12 protein-coding genes are annotated in these 16,389 nt (G+C 65.0%); 8 read left to right on the forward strand and 4 right to left on the reverse strand.

What is annotated here, in order from left to right:
• The first annotated feature begins 89 nt into the window (after nucleotides 1-89).
• From JW958_09905 to JW958_09920, 4 genes are all read left to right on the forward strand, one after another.
• Nucleotides 90-1,019: an ABC transporter ATP-binding protein gene (locus JW958_09905; GenBank protein ID MBN1826571.1), complete on the forward strand. Its 930-nt coding sequence runs from the start codon at nucleotides 90-92 to the stop codon at nucleotides 1,017-1,019.
• Nucleotides 1,016-2,278, forward strand: coding sequence for an ABC transporter permease (locus tag JW958_09910; GenBank protein ID MBN1826572.1), 1,263 nt, complete (start codon nucleotides 1,016-1,018; stop codon nucleotides 2,276-2,278). The genes JW958_09905 and JW958_09910 overlap by 4 nt, the downstream gene beginning before the upstream one ends.
• Nucleotides 2,275-3,429 carry an ABC transporter permease gene (locus JW958_09915; protein ID MBN1826573.1) on the forward strand — a complete coding sequence of 385 codons (1,155 nt, stop codon included), beginning with the start codon at nucleotides 2,275-2,277 and terminating at the stop codon, nucleotides 3,427-3,429. Before JW958_09910 ends, JW958_09915 begins: the two co-directional genes overlap by 4 nt.
• Before the next feature lie 337 nt (nucleotides 3,430-3,766).
• Nucleotides 3,767-4,573 (forward strand): right-handed parallel beta-helix repeat-containing protein, encoded by an 807-nt coding sequence (locus tag JW958_09920; GenBank protein ID MBN1826574.1) that lies wholly within the window; start codon nucleotides 3,767-3,769, stop codon nucleotides 4,571-4,573.
• Nucleotides 4,574-5,358: 785 nt separating this feature from the next.
• Here the strand turns inward: JW958_09920 and JW958_09925 are convergent.
• A complete protein-coding gene (locus JW958_09925) occupies nucleotides 5,359-7,275 on the reverse strand; it encodes a S9 family peptidase (protein MBN1826575.1) in 1,917 nt (638 codons plus the stop codon).
• A 550-nt stretch (nucleotides 7,276-7,825) separates the two neighbouring features.
• Here JW958_09925 and JW958_09930 point away from each other — a divergent pair.
• Together JW958_09930 and JW958_09935 are read left to right on the forward strand one after the other, a co-directional pair.
• Entirely contained in the window at nucleotides 7,826-8,566 is a 741-nt protein-coding gene (locus tag JW958_09930; protein ID MBN1826576.1) for a hypothetical protein, read from the forward strand.
• A gap of 9 nt (nucleotides 8,567-8,575) precedes the next feature.
• The gene (locus JW958_09935; protein ID MBN1826577.1) at nucleotides 8,576-8,797 is read left to right on the forward strand and encodes a hypothetical protein; all 222 of its coding nucleotides are present in this window, start codon (nucleotides 8,576-8,578) and stop codon (nucleotides 8,795-8,797) included.
• A gap of 90 nt (nucleotides 8,798-8,887) precedes the next feature.
• Here JW958_09935 and JW958_09940 read toward each other — a convergent pair whose 3' ends face one another.
• The 3 genes from JW958_09940 to JW958_09950 all read right to left on the reverse strand — a co-directional run bounded on the left by JW958_09940 (nucleotide 8,888) and on the right by JW958_09950 (nucleotide 13,759).
• On the reverse strand, nucleotides 8,888-10,453 hold the full coding sequence (locus tag JW958_09940) for an alkaline phosphatase family protein (GenBank protein MBN1826578.1): 1,566 nt from the start codon (nucleotides 10,451-10,453) through the stop codon (nucleotides 8,888-8,890).
• A gap of 120 nt (nucleotides 10,454-10,573) precedes the next feature.
• Nucleotides 10,574-12,727 (reverse strand): hypothetical protein, encoded by a 2,154-nt coding sequence (locus tag JW958_09945; GenBank protein MBN1826579.1) that lies wholly within the window; start codon nucleotides 12,725-12,727, stop codon nucleotides 10,574-10,576.
• Between the two features lie 15 nt (nucleotides 12,728-12,742).
• On the reverse strand, nucleotides 12,743-13,759 hold the full coding sequence (locus tag JW958_09950; GenBank protein MBN1826580.1) for a Fe-S cluster assembly protein HesB: 1,017 nt from the start codon (nucleotides 13,757-13,759) through the stop codon (nucleotides 12,743-12,745).
• A 191-nt stretch (nucleotides 13,760-13,950) separates the two neighbouring features.
• Here JW958_09950 and JW958_09955 point away from each other — a divergent pair, with 191 nt between their 5' ends.
• Both JW958_09955 and JW958_09960 read left to right on the forward strand, forming a co-directional pair.
• The gene (locus tag JW958_09955; GenBank protein MBN1826581.1) at nucleotides 13,951-15,000 is read left to right on the forward strand and encodes a hypothetical protein; all 1,050 of its coding nucleotides are present in this window, start codon (nucleotides 13,951-13,953) and stop codon (nucleotides 14,998-15,000) included.
• Nucleotides 14,997-16,334 carry a phospholipid carrier-dependent glycosyltransferase gene (locus tag JW958_09960; GenBank protein ID MBN1826582.1) on the forward strand — a complete coding sequence of 446 codons (1,338 nt, stop codon included), beginning with the start codon at nucleotides 14,997-14,999 and terminating at the stop codon, nucleotides 16,332-16,334. The genes JW958_09955 and JW958_09960 overlap by 4 nt, the downstream gene beginning before the upstream one ends.
• The last annotated feature ends 55 nt before the right edge of the window (nucleotides 16,335-16,389 follow it).

A 16,389-nucleotide genomic window follows, 5' to 3' on the forward strand; every position in this document is an offset into this window, starting at 1 on the left:
CCATTCCCCCTTGTGATATGCTGTTCCCCGAGTTTTCGCAACCCGTCATCCCGAACCGGCCGAACCGCCGGCCCCCGGAGGTCCCCCCGATGATCCGCGTTTCCGGCCTACGCAAGAGCTACGGAACACTCCTCGCCGTCGACAACATCTCCTTCGAGGCGGGCCCGGGCGAGATCTACGGCCTTCTCGGCCCGAACGGCGCCGGCAAGACAACAACACTATCGATGATCGCGGGCCTTCTCAAGCCGGACGCCGGATCGGTGGAGATCGCCGGCATCTCGATGGACGCCGACCCGCGCGCCGCCAAGCGCCTCCTCGGCGTGGTCCCCCAGGAGGTCACCCTCTATGAGGACCTCTCGGCGCGCGAGAACCTCCTCTTCTGGGGGCGCGTCTACGGCATGGGCGGCCGGGAGCTGGACCGGCGGATCGCCGCGCTCCTCGAGCGGGGCGGCCTCGCGGAGAAGGCGAAGAAAGCGGTGAAGACCTACTCCGGCGGGATGAAGCGCCGCCTCAACCTCCTCACCGGGCTCGTCCACGAGCCCAAGGTGCTCCTCCTCGACGAGGCGACCGTCGGTATCGACCCGCAGGGGAGGATCGCCATCCTCGACCTGGTGAGGGAGACGGCCGCCGCCGGAACCACCGTGGTTTACACCACCCACTACCTGGAGGAGGCGGAAGACCTCTGCCGCCGCGTCGGCATCATCGACCACGGCCGCATGCTGGTCGAGGGGACCGCGCGGGAGTTGGTGGATCGACTGGGCGAGGGGGAACTCGTGGTCCTCTCCGGCGGGTTCGCCGCCGCCGAGATCCGAGCCGCCCTGGGCGGCGCGGACGAGGTGGAGGTGGTGAGCGCCGAGGAAGGGCGCGCCGCCCTCTCCGTCGCCCTCCCGGGACCGGAGGTGCTCCGCCTCCTGAATGAAAAGCTGGGACATCTCGACACGGTGGAGGAGATTTCGGTGCGGCGCCCGTCGCTCCAATCCCTCTTCATCAAACTGACCGGCCGGGAGATCCGGGAATGACGGCGATCCGCGCCCTCGTACGAAAGGACCTCCGCAGCCGTTTCCACTCGCCGGTGGGGACGGTGGTGATGCTCCTCTTCCCGCTCGTGCTGGTCGGCGTGATCGGCGCCGCCTTCGGCCCGAGCGGCGGCGGGACGACGATCCCCCCCACCCGCCTTCTCGTGGAGAATCACGACGAAACCCAACTGGGGCGTTTCCTCGCCGGCGCCCTCCAAAACGAGCAGGCCGCCGAGTACGTGCGGGCGGAACCGGTCGAGCCTGGGACGGGGGAGGCGATCGTCGCCGAGGGGGACGCCGCCGCGCTCCTCATCATCCCCGAAGGGTTCAGCGATGATCTCCTGGATGGTGTGCCGGCGGAACTCACACTGATCCGCGATCCCGGCAAGACGATCACACCGGAGATCGCCGAGACGTTCGCACGGATCATCACCGGTTTTCTCGACACGGCGAGCCGCGTGCTCCGTGAGCCCCTCGCCGAGGTCGCCGATTTCATGGAAGGGGACGGCCCGCCCTCCGACGCGGCGATCGCCGCCGTCTCGATCCTCATGAGCCATCGCCTTCAGGACGCGGAGCGCCTCCTCTATCCACCGGCGATCCGTGTCGTCGAAACGGTGATCGAAGAGGAAGAAGAGGACGGCCCGGGGGGAACGGTCAACATCTTCGCCTACATCTTCCCCGGCATGCTGGCGCTCGGCCTGCTCTTCGTGGGGCAGATCAGTATGCGGGAGCTGATCCGGGAGCGCGAGGCTGGGCATCTGGCGCGGCTTCTCTCGAGCCCCACGCCGATGCGATCGATCCTCCTCTCGAAATGGATCGGCACCATCCTGCTTCTCGTCCTCTGTCACCTGTTGGTCGCCTTCGCCGGGCGCCTCATTTTCGGGATCCCGCTCGGCAAGATCGAAGCGGCGCTCCTGATGGTGTTGGCCGAGGGGGTCGCCATCACCGGCGTCATGGCGCTCCTCTTCTCCATCACGCGGACGGAGAGACAGGGGGACGCGCTCTCCTCGGTGGTCATCCTCGGCATGTCGATCCTCGGCGGGAGCATGATGCCTCTGGAAATGCTCCCCGAGGCGATGCAACGGATCGGCCGTTTGACCTTGAACTATTACGCGATTCAGGGATTCCAACAGGTGATCGTCTGGGGGGGCGGCGCGAGAGAGGTTCTCCCCTACGCGGCGGTCCTCGCCGCCATCGGCGTCGTCACCGGCGGAATCGGCACGATCCTCTTCCCGCGGCAGCTCCGGAGGGGAATCCGATGATGCGCGCCGTCTTCGCCGTCGCCCGTACCGACTGGACGATCACCCTACGGGACCGCCAGGCTCTCCTCTGGATGTTCCTGATGCCGGTGCTCTTCATCTTCGTCTTCGGGAACGCCTTCCGCGGAGGCGGGCGGGGGGGAAAACAGCCCCTTCCCGTGCTGAACGAGGACGATCGTTTTCTCGGGCGGGTGGTGGCCGCCGAGCTGGCGGACTCGACCTGGGCGCCTTACGCCGTGGCGCGCGAAAATTCGGCGTTCGCGGCGCTCTCCAACTGGATCGAGATCCCCGCGGGATTCACCGACAGCGTCCTCTCCGGCGAACGCTCCACGATCCGCGTAGCGCGGCGCGGCGGCGGCTCCCCCCTCCGCGAGAGGGGCCACCTGATGAATTCCACTCTGGCGGCGCTCCGCATTCTCTCTCATCTGTACGAGATTCCGGACTCGACCCTTCGAAGCGCGCCGGACACGGCCCTGGCGGCGCTCTATGATTCTCTCGCGGCGCGCCCGCCGCTGGTGACGCTCCGGAGCCGGCCCGCCTCGGGTATTCATGAGAGGCCCCGCGGCTTCCTTCTCTCCGTGCCGGGCAACCTGATCATGTTCGTGCTCATCGTCGCGCTCACGGGCGGCGCCGCGCAGATCGCCGTCGAGTCCGCGGGCGGCCACCTGCGGAGGCTCGGCGCGTCCCCTCTCTCCCGCTTCGAGGTGTTCCTCGGCAAGCTGCTGGGAAAAACGCTGATCGCCGTAACGCAGATCGCGCTTCTGGTGATCGTCTCCACGTTTCTCTTCGGCATGGAGTGGGGAAGGGATCCTCTGGGGCTCGCGCTTCTTCTTCTCCTCTACGCCGTGGTCGCGGCATCGATCGGCTGCTTTCTGGGGCTCTACATACGGCGGCCGGAGACGGCGGCGTCCATCGGTGTGCTGGTCACCCTGGTGATGGCCTCCCTCGGCGGTTGCTGGTGGCCGCTCGAGATCGTGCCGGACACGATGAAAGCGGTGGGACACATCTTCCCCACCGCCTGGGCGATGGATGGACTGATGAAGCTGGTCGCCTACGACGGCACGACCCTCACCATCCTGCCGATGCTCGGGATGCTCGCCGTCTACGCGCTCCTCTTCGCCTTCCTCGCCTCGCGGCTCTTGAAGTTCGATTAAGGGGAGGAGCGCCGCTGCCTCTTCCGTGCACGTTCCCGTACTCGCCAATCGCTCTCGCTATCGGGATCGCTATCGGGATCGAAATCGCAATCGAAATCGGCCCCGATAGCGATGATAAGCCGTAAACGAGAACGGGAACGCGGCCGGGTCCTGCCCTCCATCCGCCCGCGAAGGGCGCCTGCCATTCGCGCCTTCGCACTCGGCACCTTCGTAACCAGATACCTTTTCGCGAACGGGCGAGAGAAAAGGTATCTGGTTACGAGGGCGAGGATTTCATTAGCTAAAAGTAAATTTTCATGCGATAATAATTATTAGATTCACCGGACAGGAAAAGAAGATGAATCACCCCCACTTCCATTCCCATGTATGCCGGTTATTTCTCGTCATCCCGCTCCTTTGCGTACTTTTCGCGGCAGTGACCGCGTCCGGAAGGACGTGGTATGTGCTCCCTGATTCGACAGGTGACGCGCCTGATATTCAGGCAGCGATCGACTCGAGCGGTGATGGAGACACGGTGCTCGTGGCGGCGGGCACGTACTATGTGAATCTTCAGATCACCGGGATTACCGACTTTACGCTGATCAGCGAATCAGGCCCCGAAGTAACCATCCTGGACGGTAGTCCCTCGTTCAATCCGCAATATCGTCAAGTCGTTCGAGTTTTCCAATCCCCAGACGCACTCGTCGAGGGATTCACGATCCAGAATGCGAACCCAAGTACGATAGCTGGTTGGGGTGGGGGGATAAGGATCATAGGTGGGGGCCGCGTGACGATACGCGGAAACATCATCAGGGCGAACAACAGCAAGAGCCGTGGCGGTGGGCTGGCCTTTTCAAACCCTTGCGAAGGTTGCGGGGGCAGCGTGATCGAGGGCAACCAGTTTATTGAAAACACGTGCTCCAATAATGCCGCGGGTATTTGGATCTATGGGGTGGATGACGGGTGTGTTTTTATCAAAAACAACTTATTTCAAGGCAACGTTGGGGGCTATGGAGGGATAAGAGCCGAATACTCAAACATTATATTGACCAACAACATATTTATGGCTAACGAGTCGACCTCATACTGTCTTGATATAGTGGGCACAGGTCGAGTGGAGGGAAATCTGGTTGTCCTGAATGAGGGGGGGGGGGATAGGTGTTGACGAAGGAGTGATCGCCTCGAATACAGTCGTAAGTAATAGCTGGGTTGGGATCAACGCGATGAGTTGTGAAACATATAATAATTTGTCGGTGGGGAACCAAATGGGCATCGGTACTTGCTACGTCGAGACAATCGTATGTAACAATTCGTGGGGCAATGTTGATTGGGATTATTATCCTGGTTGCGACTCCTGTGGAATGAATGGAAACATCTGTGTGAATCCCCTTTTCTGTGATCCGGAGAACGGCGACTACTCGATTGCGGATGAATCGCCTTGTGCACCGGGGAACTCCGGAGGTTGCGGTCTGATAGGAGCGTTAGATGTGGGGTGCGTGTTCACGTCGGTCCCGATAGCCCGGCGGGATACGACCTCTTGGGGAACGATCAAGAAGATGTTCCGCTGATCCTGCGCACCCCCACACCCTCACTCGATCCCCAATCGCGATCAGACTCGAAATCCAAATCGAAATCGCAATCGAAATCGAGTTCTGGGGACACAATACGGAATACTAAAAACCCCGAGTTCTGGGGACACAATACGGAATACTAAAAACCCCGGTATCACGGGCATGCATGCATCCCGATCGTCTGGCTGTCCTTGGGGAATCACCCCAGGTCACACGAGAAGGAAGCCCCGACGAAACGGTGAATTCCGTATTGTGTCCCCGGAATTCACGCACCTTCGTAACCAGATACCTTTTCGCGAACGGGCGAGAGAAAAGGTATCTGGTTACGAGGAATCCTTCTTGATCTTCGTGTTCTTCGTGGTGAGATTTTCGCTCCTGATCAAGGAACGTCCTTCCCCATGTGCCGGGCGAGGAAGTCCTCGATCTTCTCCATCAGTTCGATGGTTTTTTTCTCGTCCGAGAGAGCGTGCCCTTCGCCGGGAATGAGGACATACTCCACGTCCTTGCCCGCCTCCCGGAGGGCGTTCACCATCTCTTCGGATTGACTCATTTTCACACGGGGGTCGTTCTCCCCCTGGACGATCAGGATCGGCGCGCGGAACTTGTCGGCGTGGAGGGCTGGCGACGTCTCCGCCATTTGCAGGCTATCCTCGACCGGGTCCCCCCAGCGTACGCGAATCTCGTCAAGGTAAGGGCCCCAGTAAGCGGGAAAAGATCCGAAGAACGTGAAGTAATTGGAGATCCCCCACATGTCCACGCCGCAGGCGTAGATCTCGGGCGTGAACGCCATCCCCGCGAGCGCCGCATAGCCGCCGAAACTCCACCCCAGAATGGCGATCCGGTCGGGATCGGCGATCCCTTGATCGATGAGCCAATGCACGCCGTCGGTGATATCGTCCTGCATCGCCAAGCCCCACTGCTTGAATCCGGCCCGCATGAACGCTTTGCCGTACCCCTCGGACCCGCGAAAGTTCGGCTGAAAGACGGCGTAGCCCCGGTTGGCGAGAAACTGTGTCTTCGCGTCGAAACCCCAGGAGTTCCGCCACTGCGGCCCGGCGTGGGGGTGGACGATGAGCGGCAGGTTCTTCGGCTCCGCGCCGGCGGGGATCGTCAGGTAACCGTGGATGAGGAGCCCGTCCCGCGCCTCGTAGCGGATCAGCCGGGTCTCCGCCATCCGAGCCTCCTCCAACCAGGGAGCGGCGTCCCGCAGGAATTGCAGGTCGTCCGCATTCGCGTCGTAGAGGTAGTACCGCCCCGGAAGGCGGTCCGAGGTGACGAGCAGGACGAAGCGGTCGGCGTCGTCGTTCCGGGACTCGATCGCGATCTCGTAGTCGCCGAGCCGCTCCCGAAGCCGCCAGTGCCACGCGGCCATCTCCGGATCGAAGAAGTGGTAGGTCCGCCTCTCTCCCGTGTAGAGCGCGTAGAGGAGCTTCTCCTTCTTCGCGCAATAGTCGAAGAGATCCCTTTCGTCGTCGCCGAAGGTATCGTACTCGGGATGCTCGAAGAGCACCCGGACCTCGCGCCCCTTCGCCATGTCGTATTCGACGATGGCGATCTTATCCCGCCCGACATTGGAGTAGGCGTAAACGTGGTCTTCCTCGGGGGCGAAGAACCAGGGATCGAAGATGTCGTCCGGATCGGTGGTGAGCGTTTCGATGAACTCCTCCTCCGCGTTCCGCCTGTACATCATGCTCGTTCCGTCGATGATCCGGATCACACCCTCCTCATCCGCCATCCAGGAACGAATATCACCGGGGTTCTCGAACACCATCTCCATCGCACCGGACCGGGTGTTCAGGCGGTAGAGATCGAAGATCCGCGGATCGCGTTTATTCAGGCCGATCAACATCTCGTCGGGGCGTTTTTTCAGCCGGCTGACGAGGCGGGTCTTCACGCCGTCGAAGTCGGTGAGGCAGCGGACGGCGCCTTCCTCGATATCCACGGAGTAGAGTTTGTAGTTCTCGTCCCCCCCGTCGTCCTGGATGTAGAGGAGAAGCTCGTCGTTTCCCCAGGTGAAACGGTTCACGTCCCTCTCGGTGTCGCCGGTCACACGGCGCGACTCGCCGGTTCGGATGTCCCTCACGAACAGATTGTCCCGTCCCTGATACACACCGACGAAAGCCAGATGCCGGCCGGAGGGAGAGAGCTTGTATTCCGTCTCTTCCGGGTGGCGGAAGAAGTCCCGGATCGGGATTTTTCGCGCGGCGGCGACTCTCGGGGCGTCGGAGGCGCAGGCGGCGATAAAGAGAAAAAGGAGAGCGAGAACGATCGGCGGAATGCTGCCCGTGCGGCGCATCGTTTTGTCCCTCCATTTGTAGCGGCACCCACTGCCGAAGCGCGACCCGATCCTTCCATCGGTCTCTTCCAACGAACGCGGGTCGCGTTTCCTTCCGTCGCGGAGTCGGCCCCGAGGGACGAATCGTGATCCACCTCCACGGTCCAAGAGAGAGACGAAGAGTAAGCTCGGTCGGTTCAAACGAATCGGCGTCGGCGGTCCGGCACGCCCGCGTGAAAATGTTTTTCCGAAAATGAAAGTATTTTTCGCCGCACCCTCCCCCCCGCGCGCGCAAACTCTTGTCTCCTCGGAGGTGAGAGCGTTCTCGGCGACGGCACGCCTCTTGCCCTTCCTCATTCAGGGGGCGGGCTCCTCGGTCCACGACGACGGCGCCCGCATGGACTCCCACGGCGCAATCCCGTCCCGGTTCGGCCGAGAATACCGGGACGCTTTCCCGCTCCGCCCCCGCGCGCGGTGCCGGGCGCCCCGCGGGGCGAAGAGCGGAAGCGGGCGGAGGCGGCCCGGCCGAAAGGTCCGATAACGTGCTGCGGCACGGGAGAGGTGGAAGAACTTGAGGAAGTATTGGCTAACGGTCACGGGCGCGTGTTTCGCGGCCCTTTTCGCTTTCCTTTTCGTCGTCGGCTGCGACCTGGACGGCTCCTCCGTCGGCGGACCCACCGCCGCGGACGATCCGAGCCCGAGCGCCGGCGAGCTTCACAACCGGGTTCTGGAGAAGATCCACGCGGTATGCGATGAGCCGTCGCTTTCCAAAACGGAGAAACTCACCCGGACCACGGCGGCGGTCGGCGCATTCGCCCTCGAACACGGCATGGAGCCTCCGACGGCGGACGATGTGAATCTTTACATCGAAAGGGGCCGCAAGATTGCTCTTCAAGCTCTCGAAGATCCGTCGATTCTCGCCGCCACGGCCTTCACGGGGGAAGATCTCCTCTGGTGGGAGCGTTTCACAGAGGAGGCGTGCTCCCCGGACGCCCGCGCCGTCTATGAAGAGCACTGCGCGCTCTACGGCGCCCCGCGGAAAGGATCGGTTCTGGATTACGCCGCCGACATCTGGGTCCACTCCGCCGAATACTGGATCGCGAGACACGCCGACGAGTGGGTATCGGGAGGTATGACGAAGCTGCAGGATGAGCAATCCCGACTTCTTCGATTCGTCGTCATGGTGGCGGTAGACGGGATCGCCGGAGGAATCAGCGGCGCAAGCGCAGGCCCCGTCGTCGGCGGCATCATCGGGGGCTTGGCGTCCAACGGAGCGGACGACATTCTCTTCGGAGACGACGACGAGGTATAGGAGAGAACGATGACTCAGTTCTTGGTCAACGTGGCGGCGTGTCTGACCGGGCTTCTCCTCGCTCGTTGGATGACCGGCCGCAAGGAGGACATCTGGTCCGGCTTTTGGGGGATCTGCGCGGTGATGATGGTGAGCGCGCTCTACACGATGCGGACCTTCTGGCTCCTCCCCGCCGTCCCGCTCTTTCTCTACCTGTTGTACAGGCGGAGGGGGAACACGGCCGCGGGCTGAGGGGGCGCCTTCGGTTCACGCGGCCTTACGCGCCGTAACAAGGGAACCGGATCCCCATGCGATGCGTCGCGGGATCCGGTTCCCTCATCCTCAGCGCAGATAGGGGAGCGCCTCGAGGTTCTCGCGCGCCTCGGCGACCGCGTCGGCGGGAATGTCGCGGGTGATGGAACGCCCGGTGACGCGGAGAGGTGCGCGCTCGTCGATCCCCGGCTCGAAGGGACCCTCCATCGGCCGGCCGTCCATCTCTTCCGGAATCGGCTCGCCGAGGAGGCGGAGCACCGTCGGCACGAGATCGATCAGCTTCATCCCGCCGGCGACGCCTCCTCTCTTCACGAAAGGACCCTGGGCGAGGAAGATCCCCCGCGGCTCGTGGTAAGCGGAAAAGGTGTAGGAAGGCTCGCGAAAGATCCCCTCCCCTTCTTCATAGGGGGATCCGCGGCCGAAGAAGTAGCCTCTCTCCGGCAGGAAGATCAGATCCGGCGCGTCGTCCATGAGCGGCCCGTTGTAAATCTCTTCCTTCTTGTAGGCGGCTCGCACGACCTTCGCGCCGTTCTCCGGGTCCTCGAGGGCGAGCAGTTTGTCGCGGATCTCGTGTAGGAGCGCGTTCCGCGCTTCCGGTTCCACCACGCCCATCGGGAAGCGTTTCTTGTCGTTCACCGTCATCCGTCCGCCGAGGTGGGTGAAATAGAGCACCCGCGAGCGGACAGGGTTGGGGTCGCAGTACCCCTCTCCCCAGAGCCATCGGAGAACCTGCAGCTCCCGGGTCACCGGTCCGAAGCCGTGGTCGGAGATGACGAAGAGAACGGTCCGGTCGTCCATGGCGTCCAGGAACGTTCCGACGATCTCGTCCGTGCGGATCCAGAAATCGCGGATCGCCGAGCCGTAACGCTCGCGCAGCTCCGGGTCCACCTCGCGCCCCTCCGGGTCCATGAACTTCCAGAAGAAGTGCTGCACCTTGTCGGTCCCCATAAAGACGAGCCAGAAGAGCTCCCAATCCTCGTTTTGGAAGAGGTCGAGGGCGATCCGGGCGCGCGCTTCGCGGGTGGCGTTCAGGTTGACGAGGAATGCGTCTTCGCCGCCGGGGGGGAGATATTCGCCGTAACGGTCGAGCCGCCAACCGAGCAGTTCCGATTCGAGTTCCGGCGGCCACGTGTAGCCGCTCTGATCCAGATGGGGGAAACCGGAGATCATGATCCCGTCGACCGAATCGGGCGGCGAAGTGACCGGCACGCTGATCACAACCGAGCGCCGGCCGCTCTCGGTCATGTATTCCCAGGCCGCTTTCGCCCGCCGGTCGAGAGAGGTCGCGGGCACGGGCAGGAATTTCCGCCGGTCCACCAATTCAAAGTCGAAGATGCCGTGCTTGGCGGGGTTCACGCCGGTGATCGCCGACGTCCAGGCGGGAGCGGAAAGGGGCGGAAGCACCGATTCCAAATCGCCGCGGCATCCCTCGGCGCGGAGACGGGCGAGGTTGGGGAGGATCCCCTCCTCGATCCAAGGATCGAGGATGTCCCATGTGGCGCCGTCCAGCCCGATCACCGCCACGCGGAGACCGGTGGGGCGGGAGTCGCTCCCGCCGCCGCAACCGGCGAGGAATACCGCGGTGATCGCCGTCGCGATGATCCGAACCGAAAACCGAAGGGCGGTATGTGGCATGCGGTTCTTTTCCCTTTCGCTCGGAGGGCGCGATCGCCCGCGGTTTGGCGCGCCTATCTTTTGGAAAGATAGTCCATTCCGCTCCTCCGGTCGAGAGGCGGCATGGCTCATCCCGGATCCCTAACGGCCGACGGCCAGGCGTTGCCGGAGGGGAGAAACACCGGACGGCCATTCCCCCTTCCCCACGTTGGTCTCCCCCTCGAAGACGAGGTAACCGTAACGGCCGTAGTGGGGCGTCTTCCTCCCCACCGCCTGGATCGACCCCGCATCGCCCGGGAGGAAAAGGGACCAGGTGAGATCCCGGTTCTCCGGGTGGACCAGGGTGAGGACGAAGCCGCGTCCCTCCCGCCCGAAGCGCCCGCCGGGGAGTACGATCGAGTCGGCCGAGACGGCGCACCCCTCGGGGAGTCCCCCCAGAAAGCGGTCCGTGTACGCCGTCTCCCCGAGCAGCCAGACCGTCCGCCGCGCCAGGAGGTCCGCCGGAGCCTCGCCCCGCACGATCCGGGCGCCGCTCCTCTCCGCCCAGCCGCGCGCAAGATCCTCCAACGCCTCGCCCGACTCCGAACCGCCCTCCGCCGGGAGAACGATCAGGGTCGAGTCGCCTCCCAGGGTGCCGGAAAGGGCGGGCGGGATCTCCTCCCGGTGAAGCCTCCGGAAGATATCGAAGCCGGGATCCACGGCGACCACCGCCGGCCGTCCGCGCCCCTTCCACTCGAATGATTTCTCGCGGTCCTCCAGATAAACGATCACCGTGTCCTGTCCGGCGTCCGTCTCGATCACCACCGGAACATCGATCCGCCAGGGCGTTCCCTCCTGAACCAACCGTCCCTTCACCTCGAAACGGTCGTCCCCCGCCGACCCGGCCTTCACCTTCTCCATGCGGAGGGAGGGCGCGCCGGTCCGCGTGGTCCACTGACGGAAAAAGCCCTCCAGATCCTCACCGCTCGCCGCCTCGAAGGCGGCGCGAAGATGCCCCCAATCGGAAAAGAGGAACTTCCGTTCCGCGTAGAAACGGCGGAGTCCCGTCCGAAACGCCTCGTCGCCGATCTCCTTCCGGAGCATGTGAAAGACCATGGTCGCCTTGGAGTAGCCCACCGCCTGAGTGGAAGCATTGTGGCGCCCGCGGAAATCGACGAGGGGGAAGTCCTCGGCGCCGCTCACGTAATCCTGAAACTTCTGCAGCTCGCCGCGCCGGTAGGCGGCCGCTTCTTCCGGCCCCTTGTCTTCCTGATAGGCGTAGTCGGCGCCGTAGGCGGTGAGCCCCTCGCACCAGTTGCCCTTCTCCCAATCCACCCAGACGCCGTTCCCCCACCAGTTGTGAAGGATCTCGTGTCCATAAGACGTGAATGGGATATGGGGGAGGCGGATCACCCGGTCGCCGAGAAGCGTGAAAGAGGGCATCCCATACCCGGTCTGCCAGAAATTCTCCACCAGCGCGAACTTGGGATAGGCGTAGGGGCCGTATTGGCGGCTGTAGCGTTCGAGATAATTCCGGGTCGCGGCGGTGTAGGTTTGGTGGAGTCGTTCCGCGTCCTCGGCGTCGTAGAGAAAGGTTTGGATCTTTATGTTTTCGAAATCGGACTCGCGGAGATGGTAGGGGCCGGCGACGAGGTAGGCTTCCTCCATCGGGACATCGCTCGACCATCGGGAGACAAGGCGACTTCCCCGCTCGAAACGCCCATCCAGCTTCCCTTGGGACACCGTCTCCCAACCCCGAGGCACCGTCGTCTCGAGCCGGAATGTGAAGCGGTCCCCCGGCACCGTCGGCAGCCAGACCGTGGAGCCGCCGAGGAAGGCGCCCCGCGTCTCGATGATGCCGCTGGTGGTCGCGAAGGAGCGGGCGTAGGCGTCCCCGGGCGCTTGCAGCGAGTCGAGGATACGACCGGAGTAGACGACGGTCAGGTCCGCCGTTCCTCCGCCCGATCGAGGGACGTTCACCTCGACCACCCGCGCGTTCTCCCAGGTCTCCCCCTCCGAGCCCTCGGCCACCTCCCAAAAAGAAGGATCGTTCTCACTCCGCCGCCATTGCAGTTCCCGCTCGCCGAGAGCGATTCGGTCGATCTTGAGATTCTCGTTGAGAAGAAAACGAAACACGCTCGTTTCGATCTCCACGACGCTGATCCGATCGGTCACGCGGATCGTCGACGCGCCCGGTTCGAGCTCGGCGCGGATCACGTGTTCGGTGATGTGGGGCACGGCGGCCGCGGCGAGGGGAGGACGCGCCGCGAGGAGCGTGAGAAAGGCGAGGGACGCGAGAAAAGCGCGTGCGCGCATGAAACCGGTCTCCTTTCAGAGGTCGGGTGTTTCGCCGGCGGCGTGGGCGTTTCCGAGCCACGAAGCCCAGGCGCAATCAAACCAACAGGCGAGCGTTTTCCAACGCCCCCAGGGAGCGTAGCGTCGCTCGATCGCCCGGTCGGTGACGGGGCGGGAACGAAAATGAACGTCCGAAACGGTCTTTCGGATCCAGGAATCCAGAATGAGGCGATCGTACCGGCCGAGCGAGACGAGAAGAGTGCTCACCGCGTAAGGCCCGAAACCGCGGATCGAGGCGAGCGACGCCGCGAGTTCCTCAGTGCCCCGGGGCGGATCGGCGAACCCGTCGAGATCGAGATCGCCGCCGCGCACCGCCGCGGCGAGGGCGTACAGATAGGGAGCCCGGTAACCGAGCCCGCATTGTTCACGGAGACCTTTTTCGCCGAGACGAACGACGGCGCTCGGGTTCGGGAAGAGGCGAGGCGCCGCCGAGCCCCCTCGCCAGGGGCGCACCGGGGCGCCCGCCCGATCGATCAGGTTCCGGACCATCCTCTTCGTTCCGGACCAGCTGACGTTCGTCGTCAGAAGCACCTTGGCGAACTCCTCGAAGAGGGTCGGCGCGCGGAGGAACGGGCCGAGCCCCTCACGGACCACGAAATCCAGCTCACCCCTCTCGGCGGCGAGGCGGTGAAAGGGAGCGAAGTCGTCGTCGAGACGGAACACCCATCGGAGAATCGCCCGCGCCTCGCGTCTCGCCGCCGGGCCGACCGGCGCGCCGCCGATCTGCGCCGCCCGCAGGGCCTGCCCTTCGCTCCGGTCGCGCCGGCTGGTTACGCGGAAGGCGACCGGCTCCCCTTCGGCGCGGAAGGCGACATCCAGCGCGCGACGCCCGTCGTCCCAGCGGAAAGGGGGGAGCGCGTACCAGCCGTGGGAGAGCACCATCAGCCGGAAACGAAAGGGACGACGAACGGCGAGCGCGATCTCCGCCGCCGGCGCACCCCGCCTTCCCTCCGATCCGCCCAATTCACTCTCTTTCTCAACGGGAATCGACAATCCGTTTTCCCCGGGTGGAATATCGGGAGGACTTTTTGCCCATTTCTCACACCGGCCCGGCGGACCGGGGTCCCGTCGGATTATAGGAAGGGGAGCGGAAGGCGGCAAGGAGGGTGAGAGGCTCGCGCGCGGGGCGGCCGTCGTGTACCATGAACGCGCACGAGCGGCGGCATGACGCGGGCGGAGGAGCGATGCGGATCCAAACCTTCCTTCTTTTGTCGGCGGCGCTCCTCGCGTCGCCCGCGAGCGGCGGCGAAGGCGCGCTCCTTTACGACCGCGCGGAGGGGGGCGCGCAGGGATGGGCCACCCCGACCGGCCGTCTCCTCCCCGGCCCGGCGGGGCTCGAACTCCGAATCGCGGACCCGGTTTCCTCCTTCCTCAGCCCGGGCGGCCTCGCGGTCGACGCCGGCCGCGTCGATCGCGTCGAGATCGACCTCCGCGTCGAACCGCCCGGAACCGGCGCGTTCCTCTACTGGACGGACGACGCGGAGAACGGTTTCGTCCCCCAATGGCGCGTCCCGATCCCCGAAGGCCGTTCCGTGACCCGCCTCTCCGGCAGTCCCTTCTGGCGCGGAAGCATCGACCGTTTCCTCCTCGCGCCGGAGCCGGGGGCGACCCGGGTGGTCCTCTCGCGCTTCGAAACGCGCGGCCCGCGCGGCGCCGGAGAACGATCCGCCCGGCTCTGGCGCCGATTTTGGGAGACGGAACTGCGCGCGCAATACTCCGTGAACGGGATCCTCGGGGCGCGCGTCGGGCCCCTCCCTTTCCCTCTTCTCGTCGGCGTCCTCTCCCTTCTCATCCCGCTCCTCCTCGGCATGCGCGGCGGGAAAAAGGGACGTGGGGAACGGATCCGCCGCGGGGTTCGCGCCGGTCTTTTCGCGGGCGCCTTCCTTCTGGCGCTCCGGAGCGGCGCGGACATGATTCAGACGTGGCGCGTGGACGACGCTTTCTACGCCGGGAAGAGCCTGAGCCGAAAAATGGAGGCGGCGAATCCGCCCGGTTTCTGGCGGCTCCTCCGAGAGAGCAAGGACTGGATCCCTCCCGGCGAGAGGGTGGAGGTGCGCGCCGAGCGCCCCTACCCGTATGAGAAGGCCGCCTTCTATCTCTACCCGCGCCGCACGGCGGACGGCGCCCGCTATGTCGTTTCCTACCGCGCGCCGGCGCCGCCCGACTCCAATGCCTGTGAGGAGATCCTGCGCATCGAGGGGACGGGAACGCTCTACCGGAGGATGGAGAGATGAAGGGGGGGCTCGCCGCGGCGATTACGATCGTGCTGATGCTCGCCTCCGGCGAGGGGCTCCTCCTGCTCGTGGGCGGAAGGCGCGCCGCCGGAGGGATCGCCGCCCGCCTCGCCGCGGCATTCGGGCTCGGCGTCGCCCTCATCGCCACATGGTCTCTCCTCCTCGCCATCGCGGGCGCGCACGCCTCTTCCCTCCTCCTCGCCGCGCCGGTCCTTCTCTATCCCGCCGGCCGCCTCCGCGCCGGAGGCTCCGGCGCCGCGCTTCGGATCGCCGTCCCCCGCATCCGCCCCGGAGCCGCCGCCGCGGCCGCCTACGCCCTGGTCGCCGTCCACGTGGTCTACGTCTTCCGCCACGCCCTCCTCCGGCCGATCCACGGCTGGGACGCCTGGAGGATCTGGTCCTTTCGGGCTAAAGTGATCGCCGCGGAAGGAGGATTTCCGGCCGACTTCTTCGCCGGCGACTGGGCCGGCTTCCCCGGCTACCCGCTCGGCATCCCCTTCGTCGAGGCGTTCATCGCCCGTGCGATCGGCTACTGGCACGAACCGATGATCAAGTCGATCTTTCCCCTCTTCTACGTCGGCGTGGTCGCTCTCGCGGCGGTCCTCCTACGCGCATCCGCCGGGCGCCGCGCCGTCCCGGCCGGCATCGCGGTGATCGCATCCATGCCCCTTCTGGTTCATCACGGCACCGTGGCGTACATGGACCTTCCCCTCGCCTTCTTCCTTCTCGCCGCCGCGACCCATCTGGTCCTCTGGGAGAAAGAGGGGCGCGAGGCGAACCTGCTCATCGCGGCGGCGCACGCCGGCTTCCTGGCGCAGGTGAAAAACGAAGGGCTTCCCCTCCTCCTCCTCGTCACGGCGGTCTACCTGTGGCGGGCGCGGCGCGCGGGAACGCTCCGCCGGACCTGGCCGCGCTGGTTCGCGCCGCTTCTTTTCTTCTCCCTCCCCTGGCTCCTCTTCAAGTACGGCGCCGGCGTCCCCGAATCGCCTTACCATCTCTTCGCGCCCCCCGGCCCGGCGGCGCTCGCCGGCCGGCTCCTCGACTTCATCCGTCTCACCCTCGCGGGCCTCTTCTTGAACGGGAGCTGGGGGATAGCCCCCTTCGCCCTCCTTCCGCTCCTCGTGCCCGGCGCGCGGGGGCGGGCGGGGACGCCGGCACTCCTCTTCGGCGGCGGACTCCTCCTCTTCGGCGCCGCCTATTGTCTCACCGGCAGCCACGACTTTCTGATGAACGGCACCGCCCTCGGGCGCAACCTCCTCGTCCTGATGCCCCTCGGCGCGGCCGCGGGGGTCGCCTCTCTTTTCCCGGAACCCTCCGGCGGGCCGCGAGTCTGATCGGGCCATACCCTTCCTGGTCCCCTCCGCGCGGGTCTGTTAAAATGGATTTTCC

This window comes from Candidatus Eisenbacteria bacterium, assembly GCA_016930695.1.
GTDB lineage: Bacteria > Orphanbacterota > Orphanbacteria > Orphanbacterales > Orphanbacteraceae > JAFGGD01.

What these genes read in the sequence shown, in the direction of transcription:
- JW958_09955 (MBN1826581.1), top strand. Translation starts at nt 13,951, where the DNA reads ATGCGGATCCAAACCTTCCTTCTTTTGTCGGCGGCGCTCCTCGCGTCG.
- JW958_09920 (MBN1826574.1), top strand. Translation starts at nt 3,767, where the DNA reads ATGAATCACCCCCACTTCCATTCCCATGTATGCCGGTTATTTCTCGTC.
- JW958_09960 (MBN1826582.1), top strand. Translation starts at nt 14,997, where the DNA reads ATGAAGGGGGGGCTCGCCGCGGCGATTACGATCGTGCTGATGCTCGCC.
- JW958_09935 (MBN1826577.1), top strand. Translation starts at nt 8,576, where the DNA reads ATGACTCAGTTCTTGGTCAACGTGGCGGCGTGTCTGACCGGGCTTCTC.
- JW958_09940 (MBN1826578.1), bottom strand. Translation starts at nt 10,453, where the DNA reads ATGCCACATACCGCCCTTCGGTTTTCGGTTCGGATCATCGCGACGGCG.
- JW958_09925 (MBN1826575.1), bottom strand. Translation starts at nt 7,275, where the DNA reads ATGCGCCGCACGGGCAGCATTCCGCCGATCGTTCTCGCTCTCCTTTTT.
- JW958_09945 (MBN1826579.1), bottom strand. Translation starts at nt 12,727, where the DNA reads ATGCGCGCACGCGCTTTTCTCGCGTCCCTCGCCTTTCTCACGCTCCTC.
- JW958_09915 (MBN1826573.1), top strand. Translation starts at nt 2,275, where the DNA reads ATGATGCGCGCCGTCTTCGCCGTCGCCCGTACCGACTGGACGATCACC.
- JW958_09910 (MBN1826572.1), top strand. Translation starts at nt 1,016, where the DNA reads ATGACGGCGATCCGCGCCCTCGTACGAAAGGACCTCCGCAGCCGTTTC.
- JW958_09905 (MBN1826571.1), top strand. Translation starts at nt 90, where the DNA reads ATGATCCGCGTTTCCGGCCTACGCAAGAGCTACGGAACACTCCTCGCC.